We start from the raw sequence: 12,496 nt of genomic DNA, 5'->3' as shown, positions 1-12,496 counted from the left end.
AAGCAAGACTACAGAGCCTGCTAAAGCCAAGGAATCTACTGCTGAGAAGAAATCTACTTCGTCTACGACCAAGACTAAGACAAAGACGAAAACCAAGGGAAGAGCCAAGAAAAAAGATGGTCGGACTGCTGACTGGCAGAAATATACGCTGCCGGGCGTAGGCGATCAGCCCATGCCAGAAGCTGTGAAGCTGATTTTGGCAACTAAGCCCAAAGAAGATTTCAAGATTGCAGAAGTCATGTCGGGGCTCTTTAAAGAAGATATGCCCAAAAACCAGTACCTGAAAGCTCGCAATCGAATCTCTAATATCTTGTCCGGCGGCGTCCGCGATGGAGAATGGTATAAGGGAGCTAGAGGTGCCTATCGCCTAACAGAAGGCTAAAAACTACGCTCAATTGACAGACTCTCGTAGCTCTTTTGCCACCTGCTGTCCTTGAACGGCTGTGGCAAAAGAGTTTTCGTGTATTTTACTTTGAGCCGATACATTGCTGAAAATGTGCTCGGTGCATGTCACTGTTGCATGTCATTGTATAGAGTCACTATATGAAGTTGGGTATACAGACCAGCGATTTCAAGCAACCGAAGACAAGACACCCAAAGAATAAGGTGACTAAAATGCAATGCATTTTAGTCACCTTATTACGCTTAGCAGAGCCGATCTGACTTAAGGCCAGCTTGATAAGCTAAATTCAGCTAAAAGCTAAATTTAGTCGATGGCATCTTTTATGCCATCTTTGACATTCTCCCCTGCTTTCTGAACAGAGGCTTCTGCCTGCTTAGCTTTTCCCTTTGCCTGAGCTTCTTTGTTGTCCGTTGCTTTACCAGCAGCTTCTTGAACTTTACCTTCGATATCCTTAGCAGCGTTCTGTATCTTGTCGTCGAGACCCATAATAAGTATTCTCCAACTATCTTGATAATGCCCTGTCATGGTAGAGGATAAGTCAACTTCCGTTCTCTATCCTAAGGCATCTATCGACTGATCCAAAGATAGATTGATGGCTAAACCAATAACGACAGAAATCAAGCCACAGTCTTACATTAGGCCATGCTATGCTCAACCGACTTTTTCTACTTCTTTTAGTGACGCTCGGCGGCGCTGGACTTGCTGTTCAAAGCACTTGGAATGCTCGGCTACGGCTCTCAACCGGGTCTCCAATACTGACAACGATCGTTTCTCTTGCTGTCAGCTTGCTTTTACTCCTTTTGCTGTGGATTAGCGGCACGACTGAAAGAGGATCGCTGCCCGCCTTTAGTTCTGTCCCGCTCTGGTCTTGGCTAGGGGGTGTCTTCGCAGCCTACTACTTGGTATCTTCTCTGGTGGCTATTCCAAAGATAGGTGTTGCCTCCGTTTTTTCGTTAATTATTGCTGGCCAGGTGATGATGTCAATCGTGCTAGACGCGACTGGTGCGTTCGGAGTGACTCAGATATCTCTGAGTTCCTCTCGTGTTGTAGGAACGCTCCTATTGCTAGCTGGCGCAGTATTGATTCAAAAGTAGGGTTGATAGTATATCCCCAATCCTGATTGCTTAACTTCCCCGAATCGAAGATGTGCGCGATATGGATTTATCGTCGAATCTCAAAGCTTTCAAATTTCTGAGGAGACATCTCTTCTTTGGCTTCAACGGTGGCCACGTTTGCGGCAGGTGGCCCATCGTGAAACCATGCCACCATACTCTCTATCTGCGTGCAGTCTCCAACAATCAGCGCTTCTACCCTGCCATTAGGTAAATTCCGTACCCAGCCGACTAACCCTAGCTTTTGCGCTTTTTCTCTTGTACTGTAGCGATATCCCACACCTTGTACCTGGCCTGAAATCAGTACTCGAAAGCAAACCATCTTTTAAACACCTCCATCTTGAAAACGTCTGATCTTGAAGATGTCTGGTCTTGAAGACACCTGATCTTAAAAGCAAACCACGCGGCGACCAGGATCAGATAGGGGGTTCATAGCCCCACTGTTCTAGTAGCGGCTGCCAGCGATCGCGCACCCGCTCGGTCATCTCTTTAGGAAACGTATATTCATTCTTTCGATAGTGCTTTTGCGATTCTAAATACCGCTGAAAATAGGGCAAATCTTCTTTCCACCCAGTTAGTTCAAGCTGAGCGTATATCTTTTCTAGCTGTTCTACTGGGTTGGCCTCAAAGGTCTCAAACCGCAGCTCGACAAAATCTTGTGTGGGTAGGGCCGACGTCTCGCGCTGAGCGGTTTCTATCATTTTAGGATAGCTTTCTAAGATAATTTCTTCTACGGGCACCTGATCGAATGCCTGTAGAGACAGCTCTCGAAAAAGCTTGTCGTAGAAGTTGAGCGTAGAGCGATAGACGATGTAAGGATTGCGATAGATATGAATAAATTTTGCCGCTGGCCACAGCTCGCGCAGTTTCTGTACTCTGGCGGTGTAGACCGGATTCTTGATCAGTAGCTGCTGATCTGGGTTTTGTAGCTGCAGCTTTTTACAAAATAGCACCATCGCCTGCTGCCATGTTTCAATCTCCAAATCGCTGCAGCCTTCAAAAAAGATGCCAGCGTTGAAATGCTTTGAAAATTGTTTTGGGAAATAGAGCCCTTGGTAGAAAGACAGTAGCTGCATACTGGCTAGGGCAATTTCGTCTTCTTGAGGAGAGTCTGGATTAACGGGCACGCGGTCAATAAAGCGGTCTTTAGGCAAAGCGCCTTCTAGAATAGGCCGCAGAGCGTTGCCCAAGGTGAGAAAGTCCCAGGGGAGGCCGACCGCGAGCGGCGAGGTATAGGCGAATTGAGGTGCCTGGCTAAGCACACTATGTAGAAAGGTGGTACCGCTGCGCCAGTGGCCAATGATGAAGATAGGCGGTTTGCTTTCTAGATGGGGCGATCGCGCTACCTGCCACCGCTCATAAGTCGAAAATGGCAAGCGGGCGATCGCCGTCGCCCAAATAATCAACAGATGCAGTGGATAGCGACCAGGGCCATTCTCACGCAGCAGCGCCAGGAGTGTCTTTAAGTTTGCACCCATGAGCGGATGTAGCAGTCGAGGTCGCGTAGAGGGCACAGTAGAAGCCACAAAGGCAAGGTAACGTTAGAAACAAGATTTAGGGTAGGAGCGTCCTGCTAAAAGAGTCTAGAAGAGGCACTCCATCAGATCTGTAGAAAGGTCACAGAACCAGAGCCAGCTAGCCGCTGACACGACTAGCCGACCTGCACAATTCGATCAAAATTAACCAAATAGACTGCTAAACGATCTAGCCATGTTCTTCGGCTGTAGTGAGTCCTGCGCGGCTGTCGGCTCATAGCCACAATGCACCATACAATCTACGCATTCTGGTTTACCACTTTTAGCGCCGTAATTGTCCCATTCGGTTTCCTCTAGCAGCTCTTTGAAACTCTTGTAATGCCCTTCATTGAGCAAATAGCAAGGCTTTTGCCAGCCCAGAACGCTGTAGCTAGGGCTGCCCCAAGGCGTGCAGTCATAGTCTTTTTGACCGGTTAAAAAGTCTAAAAACAGTGGGTTGTGGTTAAACTGCCAGCCTTTCTTACCATCGTTATAAGGAGCCAAAATTTCTTTAAACAGCGCCCGAGTCTGCTCTTTTCTCAAGAAGCGATCTTGGTTCGGTGCCCATTCGTAGCTATAGCCCGGTGAGACCATCATCCCGTCCACGCCAATATCAGTAAGAAAATCAAACAAATCCTGAATCTCTTTGGGATCGGTGCCTTCAAAGACGGTGGTGTTCGTCGTCACTCTAAATCCTCTAGCTTTGGCCGCGCGAATAGCGCTGACGGCCTTTTTGAAGACGCCTTGACGATCGACGCATTGATCATGCAGTTCCTGCAGTCCATCTAAATGCACGCTGAAGCTGAGATACGAAGATGGCTGGAACTTATCCAAACTTTTCTCTAGCAGCAAGCCGTTGGTACATAGATATATAAATTTTTTGCGCTTGATTAACCCTTCAACAATCTCATCGATCTGTGGATGCAAAAGGGGCTCGCCGCCTGGAATGGACACCACCGGAGCGCCACACTCTTCTACAGCCGCGAAGCATTCTTCGGGTGAAAGGTTTTGCTTGAGGATTTCTTTAGGATGCTGAATCTTGCCGCAGCCAGAGCAGGCTAAGTTGCACCGAAATAGGGGCTCTAGCATAAGAACTAACGGATAGCGCTTGCGGCCTTTGAGACGCTGAGAGACTAGGTATTGTCCGACTGAAATAGCCTGCTGTAAATGAATTCCCACGCTTGATTTTACTCCTCTAGATGTTTTCCGCTATCTTACATACTTAGCTGCAATAGCTATGGTGACAAATTTTACTTCGGAAAAATTAATTAAGCATTAATTGTTTTGTAGATAAAACATCGCATATTTGCGATGTATATGAGGAGAGAACTGTATGCCGTCTGTTGATCCCGCACTGGCTTTGCTCAAGGCAACTAGCCGCACTTTTTTCATCCCAATCAATCTCTTGCCGACTGGACTGAAGGAAGCTGTCGCCTCTGCCTACTTATGCATGAGAGCTATCGATCAAATCGAAGACCATCCCGATATGGACTTTGTCTTGAAGTCTAAGCTGCTGAGACAGCTTAGCTTGAATTTGCAGGCGGGTACAGAAAACTCAAACGCCGCTGATTTTGCCAAAGGATTAGAAGCTTTTGACGCAGACTTGGAAGAAGTTACCTTGCGAATTGGGGAGTGGGCCTTGCTAGCACCTCAGACTATTTCTCCGAGGATTTGGGATGCGACAGCGGCAATGGCTGACCGGATGGCGTACTGGGCAGAGCGTAACTGGCTGATTGAAAATGAGGCCGATCTCGATCGCTATTGCTTTAGCGTGGCAGGGTCTGTGGGGCTAATGCTCTCAGATCTTTGGGCCTGGCACGATGGCACCGCTAGCAACCGGACTGAGGCGATTGGTTTTGGCCGGGGGCTGCAATCGGTGAATGTCTTACGTAATCACGCCGAAGATAAGGTGCGAAGCGTTGATTTTTATCCGCCTGGTTGGACGGACGCGGATATGCAGCAGTATGCTCGCCGCAACTTGGCCCTAGCAGATGCCTATACTAATGCGCTGCCCAAAGGACCGGCGCTGACCTTCTGTCGCATTCCTTTGGCGCTGGCGCACGGTACGCTAGACGCGCTATCGCAGGGCAAGGAGAAGCTCAGCCGCAGCGATGTGCTTTCGATTGTGGGCCAAATTACCAAAGGGCAAATCGCGACGACGCTGGCGCGCTAGCCTGTAACTGGAAGCTGGTTTCACCTGCTAACTAGTTTCACTCATCCTAGCTAAAAGCTCATTTAGAGAAAGTGGGAGAGCGGGTCTATTGCCTTACTCCCGCTTTTTTGCCCTCTCTCTACTCTCTTGCTATAGCCTTGACGCTTATTTCTTGGCGCGATCGCTTCAATCTCTCTCGCTTAGCCATCCAAAACGCCTGGCTAACAGTTTGCTGCTGGATAGCGATCGCAACTATCGGCCTAATCGCTTTCGGCTCATTGAAATATGCCCTATTCCCCGATATCACCTTCCCCGTAGTTGTGATCAACGCCACGCTGGCGACAGAAACTGTAGACAGACAAGCGCCAGAAGCTAGCACGCCAGAGGCAACTGAATCATTACTGACCACGCCAATTGAAGATCAGCTCTCTAGGATAGACGGGCTCAATCGCAGCAGTTCTTCTACGTTGGCGGGGCGCACGGTGATCACGCTGGAATTTCGAGTTGGCACCTCGCTCGCGGACACGGCAATAGCTGTAGAGGAAGCTGTAGAGGCCGCAGCGCTGCCTACGGAGGCCTCTTATGAAGTTATTCCTCTGAATCTGAACGAGGCGGCGGTGGTCAGCTATGCGCTGCTGAGCGATTCGAGATCGCTAGGCGAGCTGACTGATTTAGCGGCGGTCGAGATTTTACCCGTTCTAGAATCGGTACCGGGCGTCTTGCGCGTGGATCTACTTGGAGAAGATCTGACTCGGGTAAAGTTCGATACTCAGACGGCGCTGGCGGTGCAGGTGATCAAGCAGGCCAATGCCAACACGCTAGAAGTGGTAGAGCAGGTGGATACGGCGGTGCAGGCGCTACGCCAAGACCTGCCACAGGTGCAGTTGGCGCTAGCGGCCACGCAAGCGGAGTATATTCAAGCGGCCACGCAGGCGACGGTGAGCTCTTTGGTCGGTGCGATCGCCATTGCTGTGCTGGTAATCTTTGCCTTTTTGCGAAGCTGGCGGGCCACGCTAATCACAGCGCTGGCGATTCCCCTCTCGCTGCTAGGCACCTGTATCGTCATGGCCTACTACGGCTTTAATCTAGAGACGATCACGCTGCTGGCGCTGGCGCTGGTGATTGGCATTGTGGTAGATGATGCCATTGTCGAGCTAGAGAATATTATTCGGCACATTGAATTAGGAGAAAGCCCCAGGCAGGCAGCGCTTGCAGCCACCGAGGAAATTGGCCTGACGGTATCGGCCTCTACGCTGACGATTGCGGCGGTCTTTCTGCCAGTGGCCTTTATGGGCGGCACCGTTGGTCAGTTCTTCAAGCCGTTTGGTCTGACGGTATCGGCGGCGGTGCTGGTATCGTTGCTAGTGGCTAGGACGCTGTCCCCGGTGCTGGCAGTCTATTGGCTAAAGCCGAGGCCATCTGGCCAAAATGAACAGCCAGAAAATGAACTGCAGGACAGTGGACTACAAGCTAGTCAGCCATCTGTTTCTGACTCTTGGTTAGAGCGAGCATATAGCCGATTGCTGGCTTGGTCTTTGGCCCATCGCTGGAGCGTTGTTGGCATTGCGATCACAAGTTTCATTGCTGGAATTGCCATCATTCCGCTGATTCCGCAGGGATTTATTCCTCAGCTTGATCGCGGCGAATTTTACTTGAACTACACCGTTGAGCTGCCTTCATCGCCAGCAGCGACATCCAGTCAGATTCCAGCAGAATTGGGCCAGCTAGGCGATAATCTCCCCGGCGCTCTAGACAATCCTTCCATAGATCCCAGAGAAGAAGATCCCAGAGAAGACTCCAGAAGAGATCCCAGAAGAGATCCCAGAGAGCAGTTGCTACAACAAACGCTTTTAGCAGCAGATGCGTTAGAAGATGCTATTTTTCAATTGCCAGAAGTAGAGTCTGCGCTGACAACAGTCGGCGATCGCGGCCAGCCCAACCAAGGCAGAATCTATGTGAAATTAGCGGGCGATCGCACTCGTGATACCGCCACCGTTCAGTCTCAATTGCGAGCGGACTTACCCGAACAAGGCAACGTTACTACTAGCGTTGAAGACATTCAGTTTGTTGATACAGGTGGTGAAAAGCCATTGCAGGTCGCTTTATTAGGGGATGATCTAGCAGAACTGAATGAAAGTGCGATCGCTGTTCAAACCGAAGTCGCTACTCGCCCTGGCTTTGCCGATGTTCGCAGATCTGGCGAGACCAACACCGCTGACAATATTGTTGAAATCAACCATCAAAACGGGCAGCGCGTTGCCTTTATCAGCGCCAATCTCGATGAGGGAAGGGCGTTAGGAGATGCGACCGATCAGGTTGTGGAAATCGCTCAGTCTATCATTCCAGAAAGTGTGAGTACTGGGCTTAGCGGAGATTCTGCCCGGATTGGAGAAGTGTTAGGCAGCTTTGGTAGAACCTTAGCGCTGGCAATTGTTTGTATGCTGACGGTGCTGCTATTGCCCTTTGGTCGACTGTTAGAACCTGCCGTTGTTGGCCTCACGCTACCTTTGTCTGTGGTGGGGGCGATGCTAGCGCTACTCGTCACCCAAAGCGACTTTGGTCTAGTTTCGGTGTTAGGTCTGTTGTTCTTACTCGGCCTATTAGACAAAAATGCACTGCTGATTATGGACTATGCCAATCAGCTACGGCGAGCTGGAATGCAGCGCACCCAGGCTATTATCAAAACGGGTCAGGTGCGGCTGCGGCCAATCTTGATGACAACCGCTTCTACCGTGCTCGGCATGATTCCGATTGCTTTAGGGTTAGGCGCGGGCTCAGAACTACGACAGCCTTTAGCCGTGGCAATTATCGGTGGACTGTTAACCTCGACGCTATTGAGTTTGATCGTGGTGCCAGTGCTGTACAGTTTATTGGAAGACGGCTGGAAAAAGGTGGGAAGAAAAGCGTAAACCATGCAGGTATTTTTAACAGGCGGCACTGGCTTTATCGGAGCCAACGTGGTTCGACTCCTTCTACAGGCTGGCCATTCCGTTCGAGTACTCGTTAGAGAAAACAGCAATCTTGATAACTTGAAAGGCTTAGAAGTTGAGAAAGTCGTAGGCAAGCTCAACGACCTTGACCTCTACGAAAAAATGCAGGGTGCCGAGGCGCTGTTTCATGTTGCTGCCTTTTATTCGCTCTGGCAGTCAGACAAAGAACAGCTCTATCGCAGCAATGTAAACGGCACTCGCAACTGCTTAGCCGCCGCTCAAAAAGCAGGCATCAACCGAACGGTTTACACCAGTTCTGCGGCGGCAATTGGCCTTGGGCCCAAAGGAACGCCAGTTGATGAAACTCATCAATCCTCAGCTAATGAGCTAATCGGCCACTACAGAAAGTCGAAGTACCAGGCAGAACAGGAAGCTTTCAAAGCGGCGAAAGCTGGCCAGGATGTAGTGATTGTCAATCCCACTTCTCCGGTTGGCGAATGGGACGCGCGGCCAACACCTACCGGCAATATTGTTCTACGCTTTTTGCGGCAGCAGATGCCCTTCTATCTAGACACTGGGCTAAATGTAATTGATGTACAAGACGTTGCTAAAGGCCATCTACTCGCGTTAGAGAAAGGTCGATCTGGCGAGCGATACATCTTAGGTAACCGAGACATGAAGTTAAAGTCTATGCTGGATATTTTGGAGAACCTAACGGGCGTGAGTGCGCCCGAAAAGTCAATTCCTGTCGCTGTGCCTATGACCGTTGCTTGGATAGAAGAGACTGTCTTAGCTCGGCTAGGGAAATCACCAAACGTCCCCTTAGACGGGGTAAGGATGGGCACGAAAACAATGTACTACAACGCCTCGAAAGCGGTGAACGAGTTAGGTCTACCGCAGACCGATATTGCCAAGGCCCTGCAGCGCTCAGTCGATTGGTATAGAGCGAATGGATATGTTGACTAGGTAGCTGTCAGAATAAAAGCAGTATGAGCAAGAGGTTGACCATGACAACCTACAGCCAGCCCCTGCCGCTCTATGTAAAGCAGCAGGGGCTTCTGGCTAAGCCTATTGAAATCTTCGTACGGGCTTTGTTGTCGTCTGTCGTGACAGATTAAAGCGCAGACAGATCAACAGTAGGGGGGACCAGCACGCTGTCGATTACGTGGATGACACCGTTGCTGGCCATCACGTCCGCTGTTACGACAGTTGCGTCATTGACACTCACGGTATCACCATCTACAGCGATATCTACTTCTTCGCCCTCGACAGTTGCAACAGCTCCAGGCGCGATTTCGCTAGAGGGAACTTCAGCAGGCACGACATGATAGGTCAAGATCTGCGACAGTACTTCTTGATTTTCAGGCTCAAGTAGACTGTCGAGCGCACCTTCGGGCAAAGCCTCAAAGGCTTCGTCTGTAGGAGCGAAAACGGTAAAAGGACCTTCACTACTGAGGGTTTCGGCTAGCCCCGCAGCCTGAACAGCAGCAACCAAAGTATCGAACGATCCATTAGCGGCGGCTACATCTACGATAGTCTCGCCTTCAGTTGTTTCAGCGGTATCCGCAGGCATTTCAGTGTCAACCGGTTCAATAGACTCGGTAGTGTCTGCGACCTGGCTGTCACAGGCTACGGCTACTGGCAAAATCATCAGAGCAGCAGCAACACCAGCGAACTTATTGAAAGACTTGTTAGAAATTGAGAAGCGCATGTATTGATTAGTATTGAAATTATGGGCAATAGAGATTTCAGTTTGCTAAAGGTCAATGCATCGTAGTTGTAGATAGTGAGAGAACTACAGCAACCTTCAGCAGAAATTTTTCTCTAATCCATAGTGTAAGAATAGAAAAGAGCTATTTAGTATACGTTTTAGTGACAGAATTGTAATAAACTGTACGTTCTGTCTTAAGGTCTATTTCCGAAGGAATAAGCTGCCGATAGAACAGCCTTCATAGATTGGGTTGATAGAAGGGTGTTAAGAGATGGCTACAGGCAGAAGCGTCAGCTTTTTGCTTCTATAAGCTTATGGATCTTATTGTCTTTCTGTTTAAATCTTCTTGGAAGTCGCTGTCCATTGCACTGTTTACAGGTGTCATTAGTGGTGGCTGCAATGCGGGTTTGATCGCACTTATTAGTAGGGCTGCTGTGCAAGAGGGATCGCCATCAGGTGCGATCGCCCTCTTTTTCATTGCTTTGGGTGTCGTCGCCCTACTCACGGCGATGCTTTCTCGCATTTTGCTAATTCGCTTTTCTCAAGCTGCTGTATTCGAGCTGCAAATGCGGCTAAGCCGTCAGATTTTAGCCACTGAGCTAAAGCCACTAGAGACAATTGGGTTGCCTCGGTTGTTGGTGGTGCTGACAGATGATGTGCAGGCGATCGCCACCGCAGCAGGCGTCGTTCCCATGTTGATTATCAACACCGCTAGCGCCGCTGGCTGTATGCTCTATATCTCTTGGCTTTCGTGGCAGGTGCTGGCGCTGGTCGCGGTGCTCACGTTAGTCGCGTCTGTGAGCTGTCGGTGGTTTTTGGTCACTGGCTGGCGCGGGTTGAATGAAGCCAGAGAATACCAAGATCGACTGTTTCAGCATTTTCGGACGCTGATCGACGGTATCAAGGAACTAAAGCTGCATCCGATTGGACAACAAGACTTTTTGGCAGCCGATCTCTCGCAGACTGCCTTGCAGGTGAAAAGTGCTAATGAGCGCGGCATGAGTCAATTTGCGGTGGTCGATAGCTGGGGAAAATTTATCTATTTCTTTGCGGTTGGCCTGATTCTCTTTGCACTACCCCGCTGGATTGGCATCAGCCCAGAAACTCGCTTTGGCTATTTGCTCACTTTCACCTATGTGTTAGGTCCGATGGAGAGCCTAGTCAACAAAATCCCTTTTCTCAGCCGAGCCAGTATCGCCCTAAAGAAGATAAAGGCATTAGGGTTGAGTCTTAGTAATGATCAAACTGGTAATGCCCGAACCAGTGACGCTAAGGCATCAACAGATTCTACGATTGTTGAAAGCTCTCCAGTTAAAAGCTCTACAGCTTCTTTGACTCCCGATAGCTGGCATCAGCTTAAGCTCAAGGGTGCGACCAATACCTACCGAACTGACCAAGGCGATCGCGAATTCACCCTTGGCCCAATTAATCTCACCGTTCACCCTGGCGAGCTAATATTCATCATCGGCGGCAACGGCAGCGGCAAATCTACCCTCGCTAAGCTACTCACGGGTCTCTACGCCCCTCAGGCGGGTGCTCTCTACCTAGACGATCAGCTGATCACCGCGCAAAACCAGGACTGGTACCGCCAGCACTTTTCAGCAATATTCTCAGACTTTTATCTATTTGAGCGGCTGCTTGGCTTTAGTGCTAGCAGCGACGGTCGCAAAGCCCAAGCCTACCTAGAAAAACTGCAGCTCGATCACAAAGTCAGCATCACCCAAGGCCGATTTTCTACGACCGATCTTTCGCAGGGCCAGCGAAAGCGCCTTACCTTGCTCAGCGCCTATCTAGAAGATCGCCCGATCTATCTATTCGACGAATGGGCTGCCGACCAAGATCCGACATTCAAAGATATTTTTTACACCCAGTTTCTCGCCGACCTAAAAGCAAAAGGAAAAACACTTTTTGTCATCAGTCACGACGATCGCTACTTTCACCTAGCCGATCGCATTATCAAGCTCGACTACGGCAGCGTTACTCTCGATCAAGCGCCCACCCCCCAAGCCTATGCGAGATAAGGTTCACACCATATTGGTGCCTGCAGGTGCTGAATATAAAGCCGTAAAACGAGGGCTAAGCAACATCCAGAATGCGCCTCGGCTGGTCGCTATTCCAGCCGGACCCCAGGGGTTGAAGACGTTTTTGCGGGATTGGCCAGTGCCCGAACTGAATGGCAAAGGTCTATTGCTAATGGGATTGGGCGGTAGTCTTGCAAATGAACATGGAATTGGAGAGGCGATCGCACTCCAAAAAATTTGGCATCACGCCAGCCAAGAAATCTTTGAATGCGATGTTGAAACAACGCAACGGCTGGCGCATCGGTTGGCAATCGCTATCGGCACGGGTGTGACTTGTGATCACATTATTACCGCCGCCAAAGAAAAGCAGCAATTAGGAGATACTTACAGCGCTGATGTGGTTGATATGGAAGCGGCTGTTTTGTTGAAAAATCTATCTGTTGCGGTCGGTGTCGTTAGAGTGATCAGTGATGACTGTCAGGGCGATCTGCCGGATATTGGGAATGCGATCGCGCCAGACGGATCTCTCAAACCCGTTCAGCTAGCGATCGGCTTCGTGAAAAAACCAAAAGCAGCAATTCGGTTGATTAGTGGATCGCTAACGGCACTAAAAGCGCTAGAAGATCTGACCCACAGAGCTTTTTCGCAATAGA

The 12,496-nt window shown here is 49.8% G+C and carries 12 protein-coding genes; 7 read left to right on the top strand and 5 right to left on the bottom strand.

Features of this window, described 5'->3' with window-relative positions; translation table 11 throughout:
• Positions 1 to 382: hypothetical protein (locus IQ256_RS14685; protein ID WP_193856296.1), on the top strand; the 382-nt coding region annotated here is incomplete at its 5' end.
• Between the two features lie 324 nt (positions 383 to 706).
• Here the strand turns inward: IQ256_RS14685 and IQ256_RS14680 are convergent.
• Positions 707 to 889, bottom strand: a complete 183-nt coding sequence (locus IQ256_RS14680) for a CsbD family protein (protein ID WP_193856295.1) — start codon at positions 887 to 889, stop codon at positions 707 to 709.
• Positions 890 to 1,050: 161 nt separating this feature from the next.
• Here IQ256_RS14680 and IQ256_RS14675 point away from each other — a divergent pair, with 161 nt between their 5' ends.
• The gene (locus tag IQ256_RS14675) at positions 1,051 to 1,497 is read left to right on the top strand and encodes a DMT family transporter (protein ID WP_193856294.1); all 447 of its coding nucleotides are present in this window, start codon (positions 1,051 to 1,053) and stop codon (positions 1,495 to 1,497) included.
• Positions 1,498 to 1,564: 67 nt separating this feature from the next.
• Here the strand turns inward: IQ256_RS14675 and IQ256_RS14670 are convergent, their stop codons facing one another.
• The 3 genes from IQ256_RS14670 to hpnH all read right to left on the bottom strand — a co-directional run bounded on the left by IQ256_RS14670 (position 1,565) and on the right by hpnH (position 4,208).
• On the bottom strand, positions 1,565 to 1,837 hold the full coding sequence (locus IQ256_RS14670) for an acylphosphatase (RefSeq protein WP_193856293.1): 273 nt from the start codon (positions 1,835 to 1,837) through the stop codon (positions 1,565 to 1,567).
• A 94-nt stretch (positions 1,838 to 1,931) separates the two neighbouring features.
• Entirely contained in the window at positions 1,932 to 3,029 is a 1,098-nt protein-coding gene (locus tag IQ256_RS14665; protein ID WP_193856298.1) for a sulfotransferase, read from the bottom strand.
• 165 nt (positions 3,030 to 3,194) lie between these two features.
• Complete coding sequence (hpnH, locus tag IQ256_RS14660) at positions 3,195 to 4,208, bottom strand: adenosyl-hopene transferase HpnH (protein ID WP_193856292.1); 1,014 nt, start codon at positions 4,206 to 4,208, stop codon at positions 3,195 to 3,197.
• A gap of 154 nt (positions 4,209 to 4,362) precedes the next feature.
• Here hpnH and IQ256_RS14655 point away from each other — a divergent pair, with 154 nt between their 5' ends.
• The 3 genes from IQ256_RS14655 (at position 4,363) to hpnA (ending at position 9,077) form a co-directional block, all read left to right on the top strand.
• Complete coding sequence (locus IQ256_RS14655) at positions 4,363 to 5,202, top strand: squalene/phytoene synthase family protein (RefSeq protein WP_193856291.1); 840 nt, start codon at positions 4,363 to 4,365, stop codon at positions 5,200 to 5,202.
• 137 nt (positions 5,203 to 5,339) lie between these two features.
• Positions 5,340 to 8,090 carry an efflux RND transporter permease subunit gene (locus IQ256_RS14650; RefSeq protein WP_193856290.1) on the top strand — a complete coding sequence of 917 codons (2,751 nt, stop codon included), beginning with the start codon at positions 5,340 to 5,342 and terminating at the stop codon, positions 8,088 to 8,090.
• Positions 8,091 to 8,093: 3 nt separating this feature from the next.
• Positions 8,094 to 9,077, top strand: a complete 984-nt coding sequence (gene hpnA / locus IQ256_RS14645) for a hopanoid-associated sugar epimerase (RefSeq protein ID WP_193856289.1) — start codon at positions 8,094 to 8,096, stop codon at positions 9,075 to 9,077.
• A gap of 148 nt (positions 9,078 to 9,225) precedes the next feature.
• On the opposite strand, the gene IQ256_RS14640 is transcribed toward hpnA, so the two are convergent.
• Positions 9,226 to 9,822 (bottom strand): fasciclin domain-containing protein, encoded by a 597-nt coding sequence (locus IQ256_RS14640; RefSeq protein WP_228024892.1) that lies wholly within the window; start codon positions 9,820 to 9,822, stop codon positions 9,226 to 9,228.
• A gap of 314 nt (positions 9,823 to 10,136) precedes the next feature.
• Here IQ256_RS14640 and IQ256_RS14635 point away from each other — a divergent pair, with 314 nt between their 5' ends.
• Both IQ256_RS14635 and IQ256_RS14630 read left to right on the top strand, forming a co-directional pair.
• Positions 10,137 to 11,843 carry a cyclic peptide export ABC transporter gene (locus IQ256_RS14635; RefSeq protein ID WP_193856288.1) on the top strand — a complete coding sequence of 569 codons (1,707 nt, stop codon included), beginning with the start codon at positions 10,137 to 10,139 and terminating at the stop codon, positions 11,841 to 11,843.
• Entirely contained in the window at positions 11,833 to 12,495 is a 663-nt protein-coding gene (locus IQ256_RS14630) for a hypothetical protein (RefSeq protein WP_193856287.1), read from the top strand. The genes IQ256_RS14635 and IQ256_RS14630 overlap by 11 nt, the downstream gene beginning before the upstream one ends.
• Position 12,496: the final 1 nt, after the last annotated feature.

The organism is cf. Phormidesmis sp. LEGE 11477 (assembly GCF_015207105.1).
Lineage (GTDB): Bacteria > Cyanobacteriota > Cyanobacteriia > Phormidesmidales > Phormidesmidaceae > Phormidesmis.
The sequence above is the reverse complement of the archived record's forward strand: the minus strand, read 5'-3'. Positions and strand labels throughout refer to the sequence as shown.

Excerpts from the sequence above, each read along its gene's own strand:
- hpnA (WP_193856289.1), top strand. The coding sequence starts at position 8,094 with ATGCAGGTATTTTTAACAGGCGGCACTGGCTTTATCGGAGCCAACGTG.
- IQ256_RS14635 (WP_193856288.1), top strand. The coding sequence starts at position 10,137 with ATGGATCTTATTGTCTTTCTGTTTAAATCTTCTTGGAAGTCGCTGTCC.
- IQ256_RS14630 (WP_193856287.1), top strand. The coding sequence starts at position 11,833 with ATGCGAGATAAGGTTCACACCATATTGGTGCCTGCAGGTGCTGAATAT.
- IQ256_RS14675 (WP_193856294.1), top strand. The coding sequence starts at position 1,051 with ATGCTCAACCGACTTTTTCTACTTCTTTTAGTGACGCTCGGCGGCGCT.
- IQ256_RS14640 (WP_228024892.1), bottom strand. The coding sequence starts at position 9,822 with ATGCGCTTCTCAATTTCTAACAAGTCTTTCAATAAGTTCGCTGGTGTT.
- IQ256_RS14655 (WP_193856291.1), top strand. The coding sequence starts at position 4,363 with ATGCCGTCTGTTGATCCCGCACTGGCTTTGCTCAAGGCAACTAGCCGC.
- IQ256_RS14680 (WP_193856295.1), bottom strand. The coding sequence starts at position 889 with ATGGGTCTCGACGACAAGATACAGAACGCTGCTAAGGATATCGAAGGT.
- IQ256_RS14670 (WP_193856293.1), bottom strand. The coding sequence starts at position 1,837 with ATGGTTTGCTTTCGAGTACTGATTTCAGGCCAGGTACAAGGTGTGGGA.